Genomic DNA, 20,179 nt, shown 5'->3' with positions numbered 1-20,179 from the left:
AGCCAAGTGCGCGCCGCCGGCGCGGTGAAATCGAAAACCGCACCTGTTGTTTTTGTAGCGCAAACCTGCGCGCTGAACTATGGATGGGGCGCGGTGACGCACCAACAAAACGAACACGGGGAAGGAAACCAAATTTATGGTTTTCACTGAAACCAGCTCAACCCAGGCCTGGCCTGTCGCCTCTCTCAAGGAGATCGAGGCGCGGCTTTGCGCGCCCGGCCAACGCTTCGAGATGGACACCGTGGACATCCGCGGCGTGCCCACGCGGGTTTGGAAGAACGCGCCGCCGACCCTGGATCTGCTGCTCAAGTTCGCCCGCCTGCACGGCGACAAGCTGTTCATGATCCACGAGGACGAGCGGGTCACCTACGAGGCCTGGTATCGGGCCTCGGCGGCCATGGCCCACGCCCTGAAGATGATGGGCGTCGGCAAGGGCGACCGGGTGGCCATCGCCATGCGCAATCTGCCCGAGTGGCCGGTGACCTTCTTCGCGGCCGCCGCCATCGGGGCCATCGTGGTGCCGTTGAACGCCTGGTGGACCGGTCCGGAGCTCAAGTACGGCCTGGCCGATTCGGGGGCCAAGGTCCTGGTCGTCGACGCCGAGCGCTGGGAACGGATCGCCCCGTTCCGCGAGGAGCTGCCCGAGCTCGAACATGTGGTGGTCGGCCGCGCCTCAGGGCCGCTGACCGGGACGAGCGCCCTGGAAGATCTGATCGGCGCGCCCGCGGGCTATGGCGATCTGCCCGACCAGCCCCTTCCGGCCGTCGAACTGGCGGCCGACGACGAGGCGACGATCTTCTACACCAGCGGCACCACCGGCTCACCCAAGGGCGCGCTGGGCACCCATCGCAACATCCTGGCCTGCGTCATGGCCCAGGCCTATGTCGGCCAGCGCGCCTCGCTGCGCCGAGGCGAGGAGCCGACGCCGTCCCAGCCGCGCGTGATCCTGGCGGTGATCCCCCTCTTCCACGTCACGGCCTGCAACAGCACCATGATGAGCGCGATCGGCAGCGGCTCGACGCTGATCTTCATGCGCAAGTGGGACACGATCAAAGCTTTCGAGCTGATCGAGCGCGAGAAGGTCAGCGCCACCGGCGGCGTCCCGACCATCGCCTGGCAGCTGCTGGAGCACCCCGACCGCGACAAGTACGACCTGTCGTCCCTGGAGACGATCGCCTATGGCGGCGCGCCCTCCGCGCCGGAGCTGGTGCGGCGTCTCAAGCAGGATCTGGGCATCCTGCCCAGCAACGGCTGGGGCATGACCGAGACCTCGGCCACCGTCACCAATCACGGCGCCGAGGACTACCAGAACCGACCCGACAGCTGCGGCCCCGCCCTGCCCGTCTCGGCGCTGAAGATCATGGATCCGGAAGGGACGCGCGAGCTGGGCCCCAACGAGGTCGGCGAGTTGTGGGCCAGCGGTCCGCAGATCGTCAAAGGCTACTGGAACAACCCCGAGGCCACGGCCAAGACCTTCATCGACGGCTGGGTGCGCACCGGCGACCTGGCGCGCCTGGACGAGGAAGGCTTCTGCTACATCGTCGACCGCGCCAAGGACATCGTCATCCGCGGCGGCGAGAACATCTACTCGATCGAGGTCGAGAACGTTCTCTACACCCATCCGGCGGTGACCGACGCGGCCCTGGTGGGAGTGCCGCACCGCATCCTGGGCGAGGAGCCGGCGGCCGTGGTGCACCTGGCGCCGGGGGCCAGCGCCACCGAGGCCGAACTTCAGGCCTATGTCCGCGAGCGCCTGGCCGGCTTCAAGGTGCCGGTGCGGATCCTGTTCAGCGAAGAGACCTTGCCCAGGAACGCCCAGGGCAAGATCCTCAAGAAGGATCTCAAGGCGCTGTTCGAGGCGTCCTGACCCTACGGACCTGGGCGGGTGGCGGCGCGGGCGCGCTTTTGTCATAAGCAGGAGACCATGAGCACCGCCGCCACCCGTCCATCCGACCTCGAGGTCGACAGCCAGGCCGGCGCGGAGCCCATCGCCCCGCCTCGGGCGCGTCAGGCGCGCAACAAGCGCGAGAAGATCATCGACGCGGCGACGGTGCTGATGAACCGCTCCGGCATCAAGGGCATGACCCTGCAGGCCGTGGCCCAGTCGATCGACCTGAAGCTCTCGGCCGTCACCTACTATTTCCGGCTCAAGGAGCAGATGGCCTCGGCGGTGTTCGAAAGCACCATCGAGCGCCTGGAGGCGATCGCCGTGGAGGCCGGAGGCGAGCGCACGCCGCGCGCCCGCCTGGACCGGTTCCTGGAGATCTATTTTTCCCTGACCACCAGCATCCGGCGCGGCGAGGCCAGGCCCCTGGCCACCCTGGCCGACGTGCGCACCCTGGATCCGGCCGTGCAGGGGCCGCTGGCCACGCATTGGAACGCGGTCTTCCGGCGCATCCGCGACTTCTTCGGGCCGGCCGAGGCGCCCGCCGACCGGGCCCTGCGCACCGCGCGGGCCCACATGCTGATCGAGACCCTGTTCTGGCTGCCGGTGTGGATCGGTCGCTATTCCGAGCAGGACTTCCCGCGGGTTCGCGCCCGGCTGCTGGACGTGCTCGAGCACGGCCTGGCCTTGCCCGGGGCGAGCTGGAATCCGGCGATCCTGACGCTGGGCGATCTGGACGACGGCGATGCGGCGCGAGCCCAGTTCCTCAACGCCGCCACCCGCCTGATAAGCGAGCGCGGCTATGGCGGCGCGTCGGTGGAGCGCATCGTGGCGGAGCTGAAGGTCACCAAGGGGGCCTTCTACCATCATCTCGACGCCAAGGACGATCTGGTCCTGGCCTGTTTCGAGCGCAGCTACCAGCGGGTGTCGGACGCCCAATGGGCCGCCGACGAGGCCGGCGGCGACCAGTGGCGCAGGCTCAACGCCACCATCGCCACCCTGCTCAATTTCCAGCTCGGCGGCGAATGGCCGCTGCTGCGCTCGACCGCGCTCCTGGGCCTGCCCCAGGACGTCCGCGCCGAGATGGTCGAACGCGCCAGCCGCATGGCCCTGCGTTTCGCCGGCACCTTGTCGGACGGGATCGCCGAGGGCTCGATCCGGGCGGTGGACCCGATGATCGCCAGCCAGGTTGTCATCGCCACGCTCAACTCGGCTTGGGAGCTGCGCAATTGGGCCGCCGGCATGGGCCGCGACGCGGCCATCGAGCTCTACGCCTCGACGCTGTCCCGGGGCCTCCTCGACCGTGACGTGGCCGCGGTCCTGACGCCCTAGACGAACGCCTCTAGGCCCCCAGAGACGCGAAGGGCGCGGCCATGACGGCCGCGCCCTCTACGCTTACGGGCGATCCGCTCGCGGGTGGGGCGCGAGCCGGACAGCCTTAGTTGGCGACGGCGGCCGCCTCGGTCCCAAGCATCCGCCGTCGCCCTTTCTGATCGCCACTGGCGGGACGATCAAAACCCTGAGAGGCGCGCATACCGGTCGCGGTGGAAGCCGGCGTTGCCCCACTGCGCTTCCAAGACCCGGGCGCGCTTGATGTAGAAGCCGGCGTCGTGCTCGTCGGTCATGCCGATCCCGCCGTGCAGCTGGATCATCTCCCGCGAGGCCAGGTTCAGGACCTCGCAGGCCGCGGCCTTGGTCATCGAGACCTGCTCGGCGATGTCGGCGCGGTCGGCGTCGATCGCCGAGAGGGCCGACTCCACGCCCGAGCGCAGCAGCTCGATGCGGGTGAACAGATGGGCGCAGCGGTGTTGCAGGGCCTGGAAGGTGGAGAGCGCCTGGCCGAACTGAACCCGGACCTTCAGATAGTCCAGGGTGGTCTCGAAGGCTTGCTCGGCCAGGCCCAGCATCTCGGCGGCGACGCCGGCCCGCGCCCGATCCAGGACCTTGTCGATCAGGGCCGCGCCGTCTTCGGGGCCCAGCAGCGCCTCGGCCGGCAGCTTGACCCCGTCCAGGGTGATGTCGGCATGGCCGCGCGCGTCGGTCAGGCGGCGCACGGTGCGCTTGATCCCCGCCGCGTCGCCCGGGACCAGGAACAGGGCCACGCCCGTCTCGGTCTTGGCCGAGACGATCAGCAGCCCCGCCTCCTGGCCCTCGGCCACGAAGGCCTTGGAGCCGTTCAGCGTCCAGCCGTCGGCGGTCTTGGTCGCCACGGTGTCGACCTTGGTCGGGTCGTGACGCGGACCCTCGTCCAGGGTCAGGGCCCCGATGGTCTCACCACTGGCCAGGAGCGGCAGCCACAGATCCTTCTGGGCGTCCGTCCCGGCCAGCAGCAGCGCGCCGACCGCTTCCAGGCAGGAAGAAAGAAGCGGCGTGGCCACCAGGTTGCGACCGGCCTCCTCGAGCACCAGGCCAAGGCTGAGATAGCCCAGGCCCGAGCCGCCCTGGGCTTCGGGGATGATCACCCCGGTCCAGCCCATCTCGACCATGCTCGCGAAGGCTTCGCGATCGAAAGGCTCGCCCGCGTTGCGGGTCTTGCGGAAGGCCGTGACCGGCTTTTCGTTGCGGACCCATTCCTGCGCCATGTCGCGCAGCATCGTCTGTTCTTCGTTCAGAACCGCCATCGGCTCGATCCTCTCAAATTCGCTGCGTGACTTATTGGTGGTCGAGCATCCCGAGGATGCGCTTGGCGATGACGTTGTTCTGGATCTCGGTCGAGCCGCCGTAGATCGAGATGGCCTTGCCAAACAGCCAGCCGCGCACGGCGGCCAGGTCGCCGTCGCTGAAGCCCTCGCCTTCCCAGCCCAGTCCCTGCTTGCCCATGATCTCGATCAGCAGTTCCGAGCGGTCCTGGGTGACCTTGGAGCCGACGTTCTTGAGGATCGAGCTCAAGGTCGAGACCGCGGCGTTGCCCTTGCCTTCGACCATGATGCGGATCGCCGTGGTCATGAACAGGCGCCGCTCGATCTCGTAGGCGGCGATGCGGTTGCGCAGGTCGTAGTCGGCCAGTCGGCCTTCGGCGTCGCGGCCGACCTGGCCCACGGCGATCTCGGCCAGGGTTCGGTTGCTGCCGCCGGGACGCTGGGCGCCGCCCGACAGGCCGGTGCGCTCGTGCTGCAGCAGGCGCTTGCCGATCGTCCAGCCCTGGTTGAGCTTTCCGACCAGGTTTTCCTTGGGCACCTTCACATTGTCGAAGAAGGTCTCGCAGAACGGCGAGCTGCCGGAGATCATCTCGATCGGCTTGACGCTGACGCCCGGCGTCTTCATGTCGATCAGCAGGAAGGAGATGCCTTCCTGCTTGTGGCTGGTGTCGGTGCGCACCAGGGCGAAACACCAGTCAGCCCATTGGCCTCCGCTGGTCCAGGTCTTCTGACCGTTGACCAGGAACGCATCGCCGATGTCCTCGCACTTCATCGACAGCGCCGCCAGGTCCGACCCCGCGCCCGGCTCCGAATAGCCCTGGCACCAGCGGATCTCGCCTCGGGCGATCGGCGGGATGTGTCGCTGCTTCTGCTCTTCGGTGCCGTATTCCAGCAGGGTCGGACCAAACATGATCACACCCATCCCGCCGATCGGATTCCAGGCGCCGATCTTGTTCATCTCGTCGGTGAGGATGCGGGCTTCCTTGCCCGACAATCCGCCCCCGCCATATTCGGTCGGCCAGGTGGGAACGCCCCAGCCTTTCTCGCCCATGGCCTTGGTCCAGGCCGTCGACTCCGGGGTGGGGTCGGCCGGAGCCTCGACCGTCGACAGGGCGTTGTCCTTGCCCTTCAGCGAAGGCGGGAAGTTCGCGGCCAGCCAGGCGCGCGTTTCCTGCCGGAAGGCCTCCAGCGCTTCGGGGGATGAGGCGGACATGTTCACTCTCCAAGGGCGCCGACCCTGGGCGAGCGCTGCGCGCCCTACCCTGGTCGTGATGTTTGAAAGATGCATACCGGGTTTTTTGTTATTGGCAAGCGGGCTTCATGGGCGCGCGAACAATCGTTCAAAACCGTGATAGACTGGACACTTAACGGGGAAAACCAGACGAGATCGCGACGGGTCGGCGGCGACGCAACGTAAACCGGCTTTTTGGTTTTAGGTCTCGGACAACCTCTGTCGCAACAAGGATTCCTGGGTCACCGAGGCCACAAGCACGCCGTCGCGACGGAAGATCTGGCCTCGATTGAAGCCCCGCGCCCCGCCCGTGCGCGGGCTTTCGGTCACATAGAGCAGCCAGTCGTCGACCTCGCAGGGCGCGTGCAGCCACAGGGCGTGGTCGAGGCTGGCGGTCTGCACGCTGGGATCGCGGATCGAAAGGCCGTGGGCGCCCAGCGAGGCGCCCAGCATCATCAGGTCCGAGGCGTAGGCCAGGACCAGCCGATGAAGGTCCGGATCGGACGGCAGGGGGGCGGCGGCGCGGAACCACACGCTGTTGCGGCCTGGCGTCGGACCTTCCGACTCCACGCCGCGCACCTCGATGGGCCGGCGCCGCCGGGGATCGCTGGACCGCCAGGCGCGCCCCGGCGGCAGCTGCGCGTCCCGGCTTCGAGGCTCGGGCCAGGCGATCTGCGGCCAGTCGACCTGGTGGCTGGGGCCCTGCTCCTCGATCTGGAAGGAGGCGGCAAGGTTGAGGATCGGCTCGCCGCGCTGGGTGGCGACCACGCGGCGGGTGGCGAAGCTGCGCCCTTCGAAATCGCGCAGCACCCGGTAGACGATCGGCAGGGTCTCGTCGCCCGAGCGCATGAAATAGGCGTGCAGCGAGTGGACCGTGCGGCCCGGCTCGACCGACCGCATGGCCGCGGCCAGGGCCTGGGCGATGACCTGGCCGCCGAACACGCGATTGCGGCCCTCGGGCCAGGTGGCGCCGCGATAGAGATCGACGTCGATCCGTTCGGGATCGAGCAGGCGTTGCAGATCGGCGATCAGGGCCTGCGGCGAATGATCGACCGCGCCGTCGGGTTCGGCGCTCATGCGCGCGCCTCCAGATCCGGATCGGGCGTCTGGCCAGGATCCAGCTGCACGCCGAAGGTGTTGAGCGCCATGGAGACCTGGACGTACTGGCCCACCGTGAACACCAGGTCCATCCGCTGGCGCTCGCTGAAATGCTCGGCCAGCTCCGCCCACAGCGCCTCATCGATGAAGTGGTCGCCGACCAGCTGGTCGGCCGCCAGGATCAGGGCGCGGTCGGCCCGGCTCCAGTCGCCGATTTCCGGGGCGCGCTTGACCGCGGCGATCTCCGCCTCGCTCAGGCCCTCGCGTCGGCCGTGGGCGGCGTGCTGGACGAACTCGTAGCCCGACCGGCACAGCACGCCCACGCGCAGGATCACCAGTTCGCGCTCGCGGGGCGGCAGGCTGTTGCGGCGCGAGAAGATGTAGCCGCCCCAGACCAGGAACGCCTGCAGCAGGTCCGGCGCGTGGACCATGGTCCGGTAGATGTTGATCAGGGGCCGGTTGCGCATGGCCGGGGCGACGACGTCGCGTTGCGCCTCGGTTAGGTCGCCGTCCTGCACGGGGGCGATGCGGGGCTGGGCAAGTCGCATGGGCGTCCCTCCGGACAGGCTCTGGGGGTCAGGTCCGGTCGGGCCAGACGGGCGGGGAGCTGCCCAGCGGGGCGGGCGGCACGAGCCAGTCCGTGGCCGTCTCGCTCATCACGGCCGAATGCTTGAGGGCGTGGATGACCCCGAACGTGGAGTCCATCGGCGCCATCAGGTCCAGGATGTGACGGCCGCGCGGCATCTCCAGCGCCACGCCCGAAGGCTCGCGGCCCATGTCGTAGATCCACTGGCCGGCCCGATCGAGCGAGACGCGCACATGCCAGCTGCCGCCTTCCTGGCTCTGGCGGGCCCGGGCGATCATCGCGCCATAGGCGATGAAATAGCCGGCCGCGTGGTCCAGGGCCTGGCAAGGCAGGGGCTTGGCTTCGGTCTCGCCGAAGGCCAGGGCTTCCTCGTGGTCGATGCCGTTGAGGGTCTGGACCAGGGAGTCGAAGCCCTTCTTGCCCGCCCAGGGTCCGTTGTGGGCGTAGGCCGACAGGGAGACATAGACGATGCCCGGCTGGATCGCGGCGGCCTGCTCGGCCGAGAAGCCGTTGTCGGCCAGGGCGCCGGGCCGGTAGCCCTGGATGAGAATGTCGGTGTCGGCGATCAGCTTGCGCAGGGTCTCGCGCCCGCCTTCGGTCTTGAAATCGGCGGCGGTGGCCAGCTTGCCCCGGCCCGTGTCCTTGTCCAGCCAGTCGGCCCACACGAAGGTGGGGCTGTCGCGGGCGTTCATGCGCAGGACGCTCGCGCCATGGGCGGCCAGGGTGCGGCCGCCGACCGGACCGGCGATGACCCGGGTGAACTCAAGGACGTTCTGGCCCGACAGCGGGCGCGGGCCCTCGGGCAGAGGACGCGGCGCGGCCTCGCCGATTTTCTCGATGGTGATGACGGGGATCGATCTGATCGCGACGGCCTGCGGGTGCTTGGACCACTCCTCGTAGGTGCGCACCATGGCCGCCACGCCGCCGGCCTTGTGGGCCTCGGTTTCGAACGTCAGGCCGTCCCATTCCAGCAGGGCGGCGGCGACCTCGGCGCGGGTCGTGCCGCAGCCCAGGAGTTTGACGACGTTGTCGCGGTGATGGGTGAAGTTGGTGTGCAGGCGCACGCGCCGGCCGTCGCGGGTCGGATAGAGGCCCGACAACTCGTTCCAGGGCTTGGGCGGCCGATTGCCGTCGACCAGCAGATACTTCTCGCTGTTGAACTCGACGGCCGCGTGCAGCATGTCGACCGTGACGGTCTGCTGGCGGCCCGTCTTCAGGCGCCAGAGTTCCGCGGCGGCCAGTCCCGAGACCGCCACCGAGGCCTGGGCGGCCGTTCCCATCAGGAACGACGAGGGCAAGACCGGTTCGCCGCCGGTCAGCACCAGACTGTCCAGGGCGGCCGGATCACCGCCGCCCAGCGCCCAAAGCTCCGCCGCCAGTTGGCGGCTCTTGGCCGTCGCAGATTCCGTCATGGTCGTTCCACCCCAAGTGTTTTCGTTGGTGGGCCCACCCTGAAGACAAGACGGCGGCGGTGACGATCGGCCGGTCGCCCGGCCCCCGCCTCCGCCGCCAGGGGTAGGACCTAGTTGTAGCTCCAGCGCAGGGTCACACCGTAGGTGCGCGGGGCCGACAGGGCCCCGAAGTTCGCGCCGAAGAAGGTCGACTGGAAGGTGCGGGTCGTTTCCTTGGTCAGGTTCTCGCCCCACAGCGACACCGACCAATCGCTCGAGGCGGGCCGGATGACGACGCGCGCGTTGACGAAGTTGGTCGGCGTGCGCACCTCGTACGGGTTGTTGCTGTTGTCGTCGTAGATCTTGCTCTCGTAGGTGTATTCGCCGGACACTTCGGCGGAGAAGTCGCGGGGCAGGTTGAAGCTGTAGGACGGCGCCAGCACCACCTTGTGCTTGGGCGTGCGCGAGATCTGATTGCCCGCGAAGTCCTCGGTGCCGTCGCTGTACTGGTCGAACTTGGCGTCGGTGTAGGCGTAGGAGGCGGAGATCTGCGCGCCGCGGAACGGGCGCAGGACGGCCTCGGACTCCCAGCCCTTCACGGTCGCCTTGCCGGCGTTGTTGACCACGATGCCCAGGCCCACGACCTGGCGGGTCTGCAGGTTGGTGTAGTCGATGTAGAACAGCGAGTTGTTCCAGATCAGGCGACCGTCGAAGAACTTGCCCTTCTGGCCCAGCTCATACTGGGTGGCCTGCTCGGGCTGGAAGGCCTGGACCGCCTCGGCGGCCGTGGCCGGCGAGCCCTGGAAGCCGCCGCTCTTGAAGCCTTTGGAGACCTGGGCGAACACCATCAGGTCCGGCGCGATCTTGTAGTCGGCGCCGATGCGCCAGGTGGTGGCGTCGAACTTGGCCGAGGTGGAGACGTCGAACCGCTCGGTGCTCACGAAGAACGCGGTGCTGTCCTTGTTGCTGACCCGCCAGTCCTTGTCGTCCTTGGTGTAGCGCAGGCCGCCGAACAGCTTGATCTTCTCGCCCACCGGCACGGTCACGTCGGCGAAGGCCGCCACGCTCTCCAGGCCCGCCCAGCGCCGGAAGTTCTCGGTCGGCAGGGCCGTCGGAGCCGGGGCGGTCAGGCTGGCGCGGGTGTAGATCTGCTGGATGTTGGACGAGTGGCCCTTCTGGTCGAAGTGGTAGAGGCCCACCACCCACTTGATCGGGCTTTCCGGCAGCGAGCTCAGGCGCAGCTCCTCGCTGGAGAAGTGCGTGTCCTCGCCTGCGCCGCCATAGATGCCGGCGCGGTTGTAGCTGTCGTTGCCGCCGTCGAAATCGTAGTAGTAGCCGGTCTCCAGGTTCCGGTACGAGCCGATGAAGCTCAGGGTGCCGATCGAAGTGTCCAGGTTGGTGGCGTTGCGCACGCCCCAGGTGTCGCGGTTCTGGTAGCCGTCCGTGGTCGGGGCGGTGTCGTCGCGGCCGTCGGACACGGTCCACAGCACGCGGCGCGTGGAGTCCGGATCCCGGTTGAACACATATTGGGCCGGACCGGAATTGCGGTCCTTGGTGCCGTCCCAGGCAAACAGCGTGTTGAGCTTTTCGGTGGGGGTGAACAGCACCTGCAGGCGGGCGCTCTTGGTGTCCTGGGTGTCCAGTTCGCCGCCGGTGTAGCTGTTCTTGACGAAACCGCCGTGCTCGCGGTCGGCGACGCTCAGGCGAACGGCCGCCTTGCCCTCGACGATCGGCAGATTGACGAAGCCGGCCCCCTCATAGCGCTCATAGTTGCCGACCGTGGCCTCGATCCCGGCCGACAGGCCGTCGACGTCGGGCTTCTTGGTGATGACGCTGAGCGCGCCGCCGACCACGTTGCGGCCGTAGAGCGTGCCCTGCGGGCCCTTCAGGACCTCGATGCGCTCGACGTCGAAGGCGTCGAAATTGGCCGAGGCGGGGCGGCCCATATAGATGTCGTCGATGAAGATGCCGACGCTGGGATCGCCGCCCAGGCCGGTGTCGGCCGAGCCGATGCCGCGGATGAAGGGGCGTGGCTGCATGGTCGGGAAAGCGTCCAGGGCCAGGCCCGGCGTCAGGCTGACGACATCGCCGATCGACTGGATGCGCTTTTGGGTGATCTGCTCGGACGAGAAGGCGGTGATGGTCACCGGGACGTCCTGCAGCCGCTCGGAGCGGCGCTGGGCGGTGACGATGATGTCGCCCAGCACGGTGGCTTCATCGGAAGCGGCTTGAGGTTGGGCCTGGGGCTGCGACGGGGCGGCGGCGACGGGGGCGGCGGCGTCCTGCGCATAGGCGGGCGCGCCCAGGGCGACCATCGCGGTGGCGGCCAGCAAAGTCGTCTTCAGCATCCTAAAAACCTCCCTCAATCTCTCTCGTTTGGCGTTCTGGTTGACGCCTGGGCGGATAAATATTCCACCATCAAACTTTCACAAGGGATTTTATTAGAATCTAAGATGAAAATAATTTGTGAAGAGAGGCAAAAATGCCCGCTTGGCGCGCGCAAAGGCTTGCGCCGCAAGGGGTTTCGCCTTTCGACGGAACAACGATTTGAAGAGGGCGGCGACGTTCGAGACGCGGTCGCCGCTGGCCTCTAGAGCTCAGGCGTCGTCGATATCGGGCCCGGCGCTGTGGTTTTTCAGGCCCTCTGAGCCGAGGAAGTTGGCGAAATCGACGGTCTTCCTGAAGTCGCGGTAGACCGAGGCGTAGCGCACGTAGGAGACCTCATCGAGGACCTTCAGGTGCTTCATGACCAGCTCCCCGACCACGGTGGAGTCCAGCTCCGTCTCCCCCAGGCTCTCCAGCTGGCGCACGATCGCGGAGATCATGCGCTGGACCCGTTCATGGTCGAGGGGACGCTTGCGGATGGCCACGGCCACCGAGCGCTCCAGCTTGTCGCGGTCGAAGGTCTCGCGGCGGCCGCTGCGCTTGAGGATCACCAGATCGCGCAGCTGGACGCGCTCGAAGGTGGTGAAGCGCCCGCCGCAGGCGGGGCAGGAGCGCCGGCGGCGTATGGCCTGGCCGTCCTCGGAGGGGCGGCTGTCTTTGACCTGGCTTTCGGCATGGCCGCAGAATGGACAGTTCATGATCGCCCCCTCCCCGGTGGCGCGGCGTCGCGGGCCGCTTTTGATGCGCCCATGCTCGCAAAGGATTTTACTAAAATCTACTCATAGAGTAGTGAGGTCGCAAAACAGTGTCGCCGCCATCGAGCCCCGACGGGGCCCCGGACGGCGGGCGGCCAATCCTGGGGAGCGCGATGACGACCTACGTTCTGGTGCACGGCGGATTTCACGGCGGCTGGTGCTGGGCCAAGGTCGCCCGCCGCCTGCGCGAAGCGGGCCATCAGGTCTTCACCCCGACCCTGACCGGACTTGGCGAGCGATCCCACCTGGCCACGCCCGAGATCGGGCTGGAGACCCACGTCCAGGACGTCGTCAACCTGCTGAAGTTCGAGCGCCTGGACGACGTCGTCCTCTGCGGCCACTCCTATGGCGGGATGGTGATCACCGGGGTGGCCGATCGCGTTCCCGACCAGATCGCCGCCCTCGTCTATGCCGACGCCTTCGTGCCCAAGGACGGCCAGCGCCTGGTCGATTTCTTCCCGGAGGGCGCGCTGGACCTGCTCACGGCCGACGCCCAGGCCCACGGCGGCCTGCTGTCGAAGCCCACGGCGGCCAGCTACGGGGTGGTCTCCGACCTGGACCGTCGTTGGATCGACGCGCTGCTGACCCCCACGCCGCTGCGCACCTGCACCGACGCCATCGCCCTCAGCGGCGCGGTCGAGCGGTTCGCCGGCCGCCGGGTCTTCGTCTGCGCCAAGGACTATGCGCGCTCGCAGTTCCGCGACCTGCACGCCGGTTTCAAGGACGATCCGACCTGGCGCGCCTTCGCCCTGGCGGGGGGCCATGACCTGATGGTCGACGCCCCCGTGGGCCTGACCAACATCCTGATCGACGCCCTGGAGCCGGCGATCCTGCGGTCCCCGCCGGTGGGCGCCCTCTGATGATCGTCGCCGACAAGACCGCCCTCGTCCTGGTCGACCTGCAGAACGACTTCGTCGATCCGCGCGGCGCGCTGGGTCGGGTCAAGGCCCAGTTCGACGTGTCGGGGATCCTCCAGCCCCTCCAGGCGGCGATCGCCGCGGCCCGGGAGGCCGGCGTCCTGATCGTGTCGCTGCACTACACCGCCCCGATCGGTCGCGGCGGACGCTCGATGTTCAGGCCCGATTTCAAGGCCGCCGTGCCGATCCTGCGCGACGGCGACTTCGCCCCGGGCGCGTTCGGACACAAGTTGATCGAGGTCTTGGGCCCCAGCGACGCGGCGGTCGAGAAGGTTTATCCGTCCGGTTTCGCCCAGACCCGCCTGAAGCTGGAGCTGGAGCTGAACGGGATCGACACGGTGATCCTGGCCGGCATCACCACCAATGTCGGGGTGATGGCCACCTTCCACGACGCGCGCCAGCTGGGGTTCAAGACCCTGGTGCTGGAGGAGGCCTGCGCCTGCCGCGACCAGGCGGTCCACGCCGCGGCCATCGCCGCGATCCGGGGCGCGGCCTACCACGAACAGACCGTGCTCGGCCTGACCGACCTGTTGGCTGAGCTGGACCAGGCCGCGGCGCTGCGCCAGTCCGCAGCGGTGCAGGAGGCCCTGGACACCTACTGACGATCCAGGTGCGGCACTCATGTCCGGGCCGCATCGGTAGTTGAGATATTTGCATTTTACTTCGATCGGCGAGGTCTCGATTAGCGACGGATAAACAACGTCGAGAAGCGGAGCGACCTACGTGACCCTAGTCCAGCAACTGGCCGACCAGAGCGCCAGACTCGTCTTCGATGATCTTCCCGGCGAGGTGGCCGAGCGGGCCAAGATCTCGATCGTCGACACGATCGGGGTCGGGTTGGCCGGGTCGGGCGACCATGCCGCGCGGATCATCGAACAGGTGCTGCTGGGACCGGGCGCGACGAGCGACCCGGGGTCCTGGGCCACCTTGCTGGGCTTGCGCCGCCGGGCCCGGCCGCTCGACGCGGCGATCATCAACGGCACGTCGATCCACGCCATGGACTTCGACAGCATCAACGCCACCTTCGCGGGCCATCCGTCCATCCACCTGCTGCCGCCCCTCCTGGCCCTGGCCGAGAGCCGACGCGCCAGCGGCAAGGCCTTGATCACCGCCTTCGTGGCCGGCTGGGAGACCCAGGCGAGAGTCGGGCGCCTGGCCAATCCCGAGCTCTTCCGGCGCGGCTGGTATCCGACCGGGACCCTGGGCGTGATCGGGGCCGCCGCCGGCTGCGCCCACCTGTTGGAACTGGACGCCGCGGCGACCGCCCAGGCCGTCAGCATCTCGGCGATGTTCGCCTCGGGGGTGATGGCCCACGCCGGCACCATGACCAAGCCGCTGGCCGCCGGGATGGCGGGCTATCACGGGATGCTGTCGGCCTTGTCGGCCCAGGCGGGCATGACCGGGGCGCTGGACGCCCTGACCGACCGTCGAGGTTTTCTGGCCCTGTTCGCCGGCCAGACCGGGCCGCTCAGCCTGACCGAAGGCGCGCCGCAATTTGATCTGCTGGCCTCCGAACCAGGCGTCAAACAGTACCCGTGCTGCGCGGTCTTCCACGCCGCGCTCGACGTCCTGATCGCCCTGATGGCCGAGCACGGCTTCGGCGCCGACGAGGTCGCCCGGCTGGAGGGCAGGCTGCAGACGGCGCGCTACGATCACGTCAACCGCCCCGACCCGCAGAGCGACGTCGACGCCAAGTTCAGCACCCAATACTGCCTGGCCCGCACCCTGACGGGCGGGCGGCCCCGGTTCGAGGACTTCGAGCACGACGCCTATCGCGACGCCAAGATCCGCGCGGTGATGGACCGCATCGCCGTGACCATTCATCCCGACACCGGCCAGGCCGGCCGCCGTGACGGCGGGGCCGAGGTGGTGGTCACCTTGCGCGACGGGCGCACGCTCTCCCAGCGGGTCGAGCGCGCCGTCGACATCGCCGCGGGCGCGCCCATCAGCCCCGAGCGCCTGCGCGGCAAGTTCACCGACTGCGCCCGCCGCGTCCTGTCGGACGATCAGGCCGACACGCTGTTCGAGACCCTCAAGGGGCTCGAGCACGTGGCGAGCCTAGCCGAGGCGCTGGCGCCGTGCGGATGAGCCGGCCTCAAAAAGATCGGCCGCCGGCCGGCGCGGAGGCGCTCGGCCGGCGACCAGAGGCGATCACCGATGAGGGAGTCACTCGGTGATCGTGGCCAGCCAGTCGGCCAGCACCTGTGCGACCTCGAGATTGTTCTGCTCGACCATCATCATGTGGCCGTTGCCGTGAATCCCGAGGTCGGCAAGCTGGAGGTGGCGAACCGGAACGCCGGCCTGGGCCAGGAACCGGGCGGTGATCGCGTCGTAGGGCGCGTGGTAGGAGGCCTCGCCGGTGACGATCAGGGCCGGCATGTCCTTGAGCCGGGGCAGGGTCCGGACCGGCCGCGCCTGAAGCCAGCCGCGCGCCTGATGCGGATCGGCCGGGACGCCTTCGCGCTCGAGCGCGAAATCATCGCCGTCGCCGACCGGCGGATCGAAGGCCAGGGGGTGGCTGGTGACCCCGCAGGGCAGGACGACGTTGGAGCTGTTGGCGCGCCCGCCCTCGCCGCCGCCCGAGTCGCGGAACCAGTCGGGCGGTCCGACATAGTCGACGCCGCGGAACGGCGGACCGCTGGGCTCGACGGCGATGATGGCCTTGACCAGGCCCGGATTGTCGTCGGCCAGGCCCCAGCCGATCGGTCCGGACTGGGAATGGGTCAGCAGGATGCAGGGACCCACCTTCTCCAGCAGCGCCGCTCCGACCGCGCGGTTGAGCGCCTCGTTGTCGGCGGTCGAGTGCAGGCTTTCCACGTGCCAGGCGAAGAACTGGTCGAAGACCGGGTCGCCCGGTTTGCCGCCGCCCGGCCACTGGCTGTGCAGGTCCGCCTGCGGGAACTTCGACTGTCCGGCCGGATGGGTGAAGAGCCGCTCGACGATCTCGGCCCAGGGTTTGCGGCAATCGCCATAGACGTCGCCGAAGAACCCCGAGCGGCCGCGGCCGACCTGGTCGACCACATAGACCGCATAGCCTTGGCGCAGGAACCAGGTGGCCCAACCCTCCCGGCCGTCCGGGGTGGCCTTGAAGGTCGCGCCGGTCTGAAGATTGCCGTGGATCATCACGATCGGCCAGGGCTTGGTGCGCCGCGCCGGGATCTGGAACTCGACATACATCTGGCCCGACATGGTCGTGGGCCCGGGCGGGGGCGCATAGTCGCCGCCGACATAGAAGACCCCCTGCTCCGCGATTTCGAGCGGCGGCGCGGCGGCCGGTCCGGCGGGCGGTCGAGGATCGCGCGTCTTTGTCCGCGTCGCCGCGCCACTGCTGTTTCCCGGTCCCACGTTCCATCCCCGCGTCTGGCTTTTGCGGTTCAGGTGTCAGCAGGCCGGCGTCCATGTAAAATGCAAAGGTCTGAACGACTATTGCATGAAACGCATCAAACCTTAGTCGGCCGGCAGGGTCTCCACGCTCTGCCACTTGGTCTTGATCAGTTTGTAGAAGCTGGCGGCGGACGGCGACAGCTTGCCGCTGCGCCGGCGGATGATGCCCATGGTGCGGGTCACCACCGGCTCGATCAGCGGGCGGCTGATCAGCGGATGGAGGCGGTCGCGCGGCATGGCCATGCGCGGCAGGGCCGCGATGCCGAGCCCCGCCTCGACCAGCCCCAGGGACGTGGTCAGGTGGTTGACCTCGTAGAGGCCGCGCGGTCGCGACCCCAGGCGCGCGAAGGCCTGGTCGATCAGCAGGCGGTTGCCGCTCATCCGCGCGGCCATGATCAGCTTGTAGGGCGCCAGGTCCTCCCAGCGCACCTGGCTGAGCGCCGCCAGGGGATGGTCCTTGCGGCAAGCAACCACGAACGGCTCGTCCAGCAGCGGCTCGAATTCGATCTCCGGCTCCTCGTGGCCGATCAGATTGATGCCGAGATCGGCCTCGCCTTGCATGACGCTGCGCAGCACCAGGTTGGCGCCCTCGTCCATGATCTTGACCCGGATGCGCGGGAACTCCTCGTTGAAGGCCTTGATGACTTCGGGAAGGAAATAGAAGGCGGCCGTCGGCACGCAGGCGATGGTCACCTGGCCCGAGACGCGCTCGGCGATCTCGCGCATCGACAGCAGGGAGCTGTCCAGCTCGTCGATCAGGTGGCGCACCCGCGGGACGAAGTCGCGGCCCACGACCGACAGGCTCACCTGCCGGGTGGTGCGGTCCAGCAGCTGCACGCCCAGTTGCTCTTCCAGTTTCTGGATCCGCCGAGTCAGGGCCGGCTGGGAGATGTTCAGGGCGTAGGCCGCGTCGCTGAAATTGCCCAGGTCGGCGATCGCCACGAAGCTGCGCAGTTCGTTGAGGGAGATGTCCATCCTATATATGTCCTGCGCGCATTATTGGTTCAGACCTTTGCATTTTACATAAGATTGGTGGCCCGCGAAGTTCCCCGCGTCAACGGGGATAAGAGATGCGGGCCATACCGTGCGTACTGATGCGAGGGGGGACCTCCAAGGGGCCGTTCCTGCGCACCAGCGACCTGCCGTCCGACGGCGCGGCGCGTGACGCGGTGTTGATCGGCGTCATGGGCGCGGGCCAGGATCAGCAGATCGACGGCCTGGGTGGGGCGGCCCCGACCACCAGCAAGGTGGCCATGGTCGACCGCTCGACCTCTGCCGACGCCGACGTCGACTATCTGTTCGCCCAGGTCGGCATCTGCGACCCCACCGTCGACACCGGCCCCAACTGCGGCAACATGCTGGTGGCCGTCGGGCCCTACGCCATCGAAACCGGCCTGGTCGTCGCCGGCGACCCCGAAACCCGGCTGACCATCCGCAACCTCAACACCGCCACCCTGGTGGAGGCCATCGTCCAGACCCCGGGCGGGGCGGTGACCTATGTCGGCGACGCGGTGATCGACGGGGTGCCGGGCTCGGGCGCGCCGGTGAAGCTGACCTTCCTGGACGCCCACGGCTCCAAGACCGGACGGCTGCTGCCGACCGGCAAGGCCTGCGAGGCCATCGACAACCTGCCCGTGACCCTGATCGACATGGCCACGCCGGTCCTGATGATCGCCGCCGAAAGCCTGGGCAAGACGGGGCGCGAGACGCCCGCCGATCTGGACGCCGACACCGCCTTCTTCGCCCGGATCGAGGCCCTGCGCCTGGAGGCGGGCCGGCGCATGGGTCTGGGGGACGTGCGCAACAGCGTCCTGCCCAAGGTCATCATGGTCTCCAGGGCGCTGGGCGGCGGCGACATCAGCGCCCGCTATTTCATGCCCCACAGCTGCCATCGCTCGTTCGCGGTCACCGGCGGGGTCTGCCTGGCCACCGCCTGCCTGACGCCCGGCACGGTGGCGGCCGATCTTGTCGCGCCCGCCCCCGCCGGTTCGCTTCGGGTGGTCCGCATCGAACATCCCAAGGGCCAGCTGGCGGTCGAGGTCGAGCGCGACGCGGCCGGCCAGGTCGCCCGCGCCTCCCTGATCCGCACCGCCCGCAAGCTGTTCGCGGGCGAAGTCTTCCTCCCCGACAGCCTCGGCTGATCACGCAACTCCCGCGCTCTGAGCGCGCCATCGTTTCGAAAGTGAAAGGCCACATGGGCGAACTCCCCAAATCCAGCGTCCCCCAGACCCTCGCCCAGTTCGTCGATCCCAGGACGACGGCCCTGGTTCTGTGGGACATGCAAAAGGGCCTGGCGGGCAAGGCCAGCAATGTCGATCAGGTGCGCGCCAACGCCCGCCGCCTGCTGGACGCGGCCGAAGCGGCCGGGGTGCTGGTGGTCTGGAGCCGCCACATCCTGCCGCCGCTCGACCTGACGGTCGGGCCGTTCCTGCTGTTTCTGATGCGCAAGCAGGGCGTGGACCATCCGTCCAAGCTCAAGCCGTTCATGCAGCGCGGCTCGCCGGAATCCGAGTTCCTGGAGGGCTTCGAGCCGGCGGCCCATCACGTGGTGCTCGAAAAGAGCATGCCCTCGCTGTTCGTCGACACCCCGCTGGACCTTCGCCTGAAGGCGCGCGGCGTCCAGTCGATCGTCCTGGCCGGGGTGGCCACCGAGATCGGCGTGGAGTTCACCGCCCGTCACGCGGTGGCCACCGGCTACTACCCGGTCGTGGCCGAGGACGCCTGCGGCTCCTACAGCCCCGAAAAGCACGACGCCAGCATCGCCTTCCTGCGCGCCTGGTCGCCGGTCGCCACCACCCAAGAGATCACCGACGTCTGGGCCGCCGCGCCGCGATAGGCGCCGCCCGCCACCCCAAAACAAGCATCCAAAGGGAGTTAGAAATGTCCGAGAAGAAACTGAGCGTCGTGGTGATCACCACCACGCCCTTCGCCGAGAACGGCGCGATCGACGAGGCCGCCTACCGCACCCAGCTTCGCCGGCTGGCCGAGCACGGGTGCTCGGTCTATGTCGCCGGCAGCGCCACCAGCGAGGCCTACACCTTCACGCCCGAGGAACGCGACCGGATCCTGCAGATCTCGGTCGAGGAGCTGAAGGGCAAGGTCCAGTGCCGGGCCATGGGTTGCGAGCCGCGCACGGCCGACGAGATGATCGATTTCATGAAGGCCGCCGAGCGCGCCAAGGTCGACGCGGCCCAGATCTTCTCGCTTGAGATCGGCCACGCCATCCATCCCAGTCCCGCCGAGATGGTCCAGTACTATTCCAGCGTCATCGAGAAGACCTCGCTGCCGATCTATCTCTCCAGCCACTTCGTCTCCGGCTACGTCCTGCCCGTGCAGGTGGTCGAGACGATCGTCAATCGCTTCCCCGGTCAGGTCATCGGCATGTCCTACGGCGGGCCCGACATCGCCTATCTGGGCCAGCTGATCCACCGGGTCGGCGACCAGATCGAGATCCACTGCGCGGGGCCGACCAACGGCCTTTCGGTGCTGGGCCTGGGCGGCAACGGCTTCATGGGCGGCGAGGGCAATCTCTCGCCCAAGATGGTCGCCGACGTGATCACCGCCTGGCGCAACAAGGACCTGGAGGCGGTGCGCACCTCGTTCGGCAAGCTGATGGCCTACGAGAGCCTCTATGTGAAATACGGCGGTCACTCCTCGCGCGGCCTCAAGCCGCTGATGAACCGCTTTGGCCTGCCGGGCGGACGCCTGCGCGCGCCGCGCATCGAGCTGGCCCCCGAGCTGATCGACGAATACGCGCGCCAGGTCGACGCCCTGAACCTGCCGGGCCTGCCCAAGCTTCAGGCCGCCGCCTAACGGCGCCCAGAGGCGCGACGGGACCGTCCGGCTGTCGAGCGCCGGACGGTCCCGCCAAGCGCCCGGCGTCCAAGGCCAGCGCCTTCGAAAGGTGA

The 20,179-nt window shown here is 68.4% G+C and carries 17 protein-coding genes; 8 read left to right on the top strand and 9 right to left on the bottom strand.

Going from position 1 to position 20,179, the window contains the following annotated elements; genetic code table 11:
• The first annotated feature begins 136 nt into the window (after window positions 1-136).
• Window positions 137-1,867 (top strand): class I adenylate-forming enzyme family protein, encoded by a 1,731-nt coding sequence (locus tag AC07NI_RS24920; protein WP_494624186.1) that lies wholly within the window; start codon window positions 137-139, stop codon window positions 1,865-1,867.
• A gap of 57 nt (window positions 1,868-1,924) precedes the next feature.
• Complete coding sequence (locus tag AC07NI_RS24915) at window positions 1,925-3,217, top strand: TetR/AcrR family transcriptional regulator (protein ID WP_494624184.1); 1,293 nt, start codon at window positions 1,925-1,927, stop codon at window positions 3,215-3,217.
• 179 nt (window positions 3,218-3,396) lie between these two features.
• Here the strand turns inward: AC07NI_RS24915 and AC07NI_RS24910 are convergent, their stop codons facing one another.
• The 7 genes from AC07NI_RS24910 to nrdR form a co-directional block, all read right to left on the bottom strand.
• Window positions 3,397-4,506, bottom strand: coding sequence for an acyl-CoA dehydrogenase family protein (locus AC07NI_RS24910; RefSeq protein ID WP_494624182.1), 1,110 nt, complete (start codon window positions 4,504-4,506; stop codon window positions 3,397-3,399).
• A 31-nt stretch (window positions 4,507-4,537) separates the two neighbouring features.
• A complete protein-coding gene (locus tag AC07NI_RS24905; protein ID WP_494624180.1) occupies window positions 4,538-5,737 on the bottom strand; it encodes an acyl-CoA dehydrogenase family protein in 1,200 nt (399 codons plus the stop codon).
• A gap of 219 nt (window positions 5,738-5,956) precedes the next feature.
• On the bottom strand, window positions 5,957-6,832 hold the full coding sequence (locus AC07NI_RS24900; protein ID WP_494624178.1) for an acyl-CoA thioesterase: 876 nt from the start codon (window positions 6,830-6,832) through the stop codon (window positions 5,957-5,959).
• Window positions 6,829-7,401 (bottom strand): carboxymuconolactone decarboxylase family protein, encoded by a 573-nt coding sequence (locus AC07NI_RS24895; protein WP_494624176.1) that lies wholly within the window; start codon window positions 7,399-7,401, stop codon window positions 6,829-6,831. Before AC07NI_RS24895 ends, AC07NI_RS24900 begins: the two co-directional genes overlap by 4 nt.
• A 28-nt stretch (window positions 7,402-7,429) precedes the next feature.
• Entirely contained in the window at window positions 7,430-8,851 is a 1,422-nt protein-coding gene (locus tag AC07NI_RS24890; protein ID WP_494624174.1) for a CoA transferase, read from the bottom strand.
• A gap of 110 nt (window positions 8,852-8,961) precedes the next feature.
• The gene (locus AC07NI_RS24885; RefSeq protein ID WP_494624172.1) at window positions 8,962-11,178 is read right to left on the bottom strand and encodes a TonB-dependent receptor; all 2,217 of its coding nucleotides are present in this window, start codon (window positions 11,176-11,178) and stop codon (window positions 8,962-8,964) included.
• Between the two features lie 249 nt (window positions 11,179-11,427).
• Window positions 11,428-11,913: a transcriptional regulator NrdR gene (nrdR, locus tag AC07NI_RS24880; protein WP_494624170.1), complete on the bottom strand. Its 486-nt coding sequence runs from the start codon at window positions 11,911-11,913 to the stop codon at window positions 11,428-11,430.
• Window positions 11,914-12,083: 170 nt separating this feature from the next.
• Between nrdR and AC07NI_RS24875 the strand changes: the two genes are divergently transcribed.
• From AC07NI_RS24875 to AC07NI_RS24865, 3 genes are all read left to right on the top strand, one after another.
• Entirely contained in the window at window positions 12,084-12,830 is a 747-nt protein-coding gene (locus AC07NI_RS24875) for an alpha/beta fold hydrolase (RefSeq protein WP_494624168.1), read from the top strand.
• The gene (locus AC07NI_RS24870) at window positions 12,830-13,489 is read left to right on the top strand and encodes a cysteine hydrolase family protein (RefSeq protein WP_494624166.1); all 660 of its coding nucleotides are present in this window, start codon (window positions 12,830-12,832) and stop codon (window positions 13,487-13,489) included. Before AC07NI_RS24875 ends, AC07NI_RS24870 begins: the two co-directional genes overlap by 1 nt.
• 121 nt (window positions 13,490-13,610) lie before the next feature.
• Window positions 13,611-14,975, top strand: a complete 1,365-nt coding sequence (locus AC07NI_RS24865; RefSeq protein WP_494624164.1) for an MmgE/PrpD family protein — start codon at window positions 13,611-13,613, stop codon at window positions 14,973-14,975.
• Window positions 14,976-15,053: 78 nt separating this feature from the next.
• Here AC07NI_RS24865 and AC07NI_RS24860 read toward each other — a convergent pair whose 3' ends face one another.
• Window positions 15,054-16,076, bottom strand: coding sequence for an alpha/beta hydrolase (locus AC07NI_RS24860; RefSeq protein WP_494624162.1), 1,023 nt, complete (start codon window positions 16,074-16,076; stop codon window positions 15,054-15,056).
• 258 nt (window positions 16,077-16,334) lie between these two features.
• Entirely contained in the window at window positions 16,335-17,246 is a 912-nt protein-coding gene (locus tag AC07NI_RS24855; protein ID WP_494624160.1) for a LysR family transcriptional regulator, read from the bottom strand.
• Window positions 17,247-17,341: 95 nt separating this feature from the next.
• Here AC07NI_RS24855 and AC07NI_RS24850 point away from each other — a divergent pair, with 95 nt between their 5' ends.
• From AC07NI_RS24850 to AC07NI_RS24840, 3 genes are read left to right on the top strand one after another with little or no spacing between them, the layout of a single operon-like run.
• Window positions 17,342-18,412, top strand: a complete 1,071-nt coding sequence (locus tag AC07NI_RS24850; RefSeq protein ID WP_494624158.1) for a 4-oxalomesaconate tautomerase — start codon at window positions 17,342-17,344, stop codon at window positions 18,410-18,412.
• Between the two features lie 53 nt (window positions 18,413-18,465).
• Window positions 18,466-19,107, top strand: coding sequence for a cysteine hydrolase family protein (locus AC07NI_RS24845; protein WP_494624156.1), 642 nt, complete (start codon window positions 18,466-18,468; stop codon window positions 19,105-19,107).
• Window positions 19,108-19,151: 44 nt separating this feature from the next.
• On the top strand, window positions 19,152-20,084 hold the full coding sequence (locus tag AC07NI_RS24840) for a dihydrodipicolinate synthase family protein (protein ID WP_494624154.1): 933 nt from the start codon (window positions 19,152-19,154) through the stop codon (window positions 20,082-20,084).
• Window positions 20,085-20,179 lie beyond the last annotated feature (95 nt).

This window comes from Caulobacter sp. GW821-FHT10E02, assembly GCF_059415225.1.
Note: the sequence above shows the minus strand (reverse complement) of the source record. Positions and strands in the feature narration are given on the sequence as shown.

What these genes read in the sequence shown, in the direction of transcription:
- AC07NI_RS24905 (WP_494624180.1), bottom strand. Translation starts at nt 5,737, where the DNA reads ATGTCCGCCTCATCCCCCGAAGCGCTGGAGGCCTTCCGGCAGGAAACG.
- AC07NI_RS24860 (WP_494624162.1), bottom strand. Translation starts at nt 16,076, where the DNA reads ATGTCGGGCCAGATGTATGTCGAGTTCCAGATCCCGGCGCGGCGCACC.
- AC07NI_RS24885 (WP_494624172.1), bottom strand. Translation starts at nt 11,178, where the DNA reads ATGCTGAAGACGACTTTGCTGGCCGCCACCGCGATGGTCGCCCTGGGC.
- nrdR (WP_494624170.1), bottom strand. Translation starts at nt 11,913, where the DNA reads ATGAACTGTCCATTCTGCGGCCATGCCGAAAGCCAGGTCAAAGACAGC.
- AC07NI_RS24870 (WP_494624166.1), top strand. Translation starts at nt 12,830, where the DNA reads ATGATCGTCGCCGACAAGACCGCCCTCGTCCTGGTCGACCTGCAGAAC.
- AC07NI_RS24875 (WP_494624168.1), top strand. Translation starts at nt 12,084, where the DNA reads ATGACGACCTACGTTCTGGTGCACGGCGGATTTCACGGCGGCTGGTGC.
- AC07NI_RS24890 (WP_494624174.1), bottom strand. Translation starts at nt 8,851, where the DNA reads ATGACGGAATCTGCGACGGCCAAGAGCCGCCAACTGGCGGCGGAGCTT.
- AC07NI_RS24895 (WP_494624176.1), bottom strand. Translation starts at nt 7,401, where the DNA reads ATGCGACTTGCCCAGCCCCGCATCGCCCCCGTGCAGGACGGCGACCTA.
- AC07NI_RS24915 (WP_494624184.1), top strand. Translation starts at nt 1,925, where the DNA reads ATGAGCACCGCCGCCACCCGTCCATCCGACCTCGAGGTCGACAGCCAG.
- AC07NI_RS24900 (WP_494624178.1), bottom strand. Translation starts at nt 6,832, where the DNA reads ATGAGCGCCGAACCCGACGGCGCGGTCGATCATTCGCCGCAGGCCCTG.
- AC07NI_RS24855 (WP_494624160.1), bottom strand. Translation starts at nt 17,246, where the DNA reads ATGGACATCTCCCTCAACGAACTGCGCAGCTTCGTGGCGATCGCCGAC.
- AC07NI_RS24850 (WP_494624158.1), top strand. Translation starts at nt 17,342, where the DNA reads ATGCGGGCCATACCGTGCGTACTGATGCGAGGGGGGACCTCCAAGGGG.
- AC07NI_RS24845 (WP_494624156.1), top strand. Translation starts at nt 18,466, where the DNA reads ATGGGCGAACTCCCCAAATCCAGCGTCCCCCAGACCCTCGCCCAGTTC.
- AC07NI_RS24920 (WP_494624186.1), top strand. Translation starts at nt 137, where the DNA reads ATGGTTTTCACTGAAACCAGCTCAACCCAGGCCTGGCCTGTCGCCTCT.
- AC07NI_RS24910 (WP_494624182.1), bottom strand. Translation starts at nt 4,506, where the DNA reads ATGGCGGTTCTGAACGAAGAACAGACGATGCTGCGCGACATGGCGCAG.
- AC07NI_RS24840 (WP_494624154.1), top strand. Translation starts at nt 19,152, where the DNA reads ATGTCCGAGAAGAAACTGAGCGTCGTGGTGATCACCACCACGCCCTTC.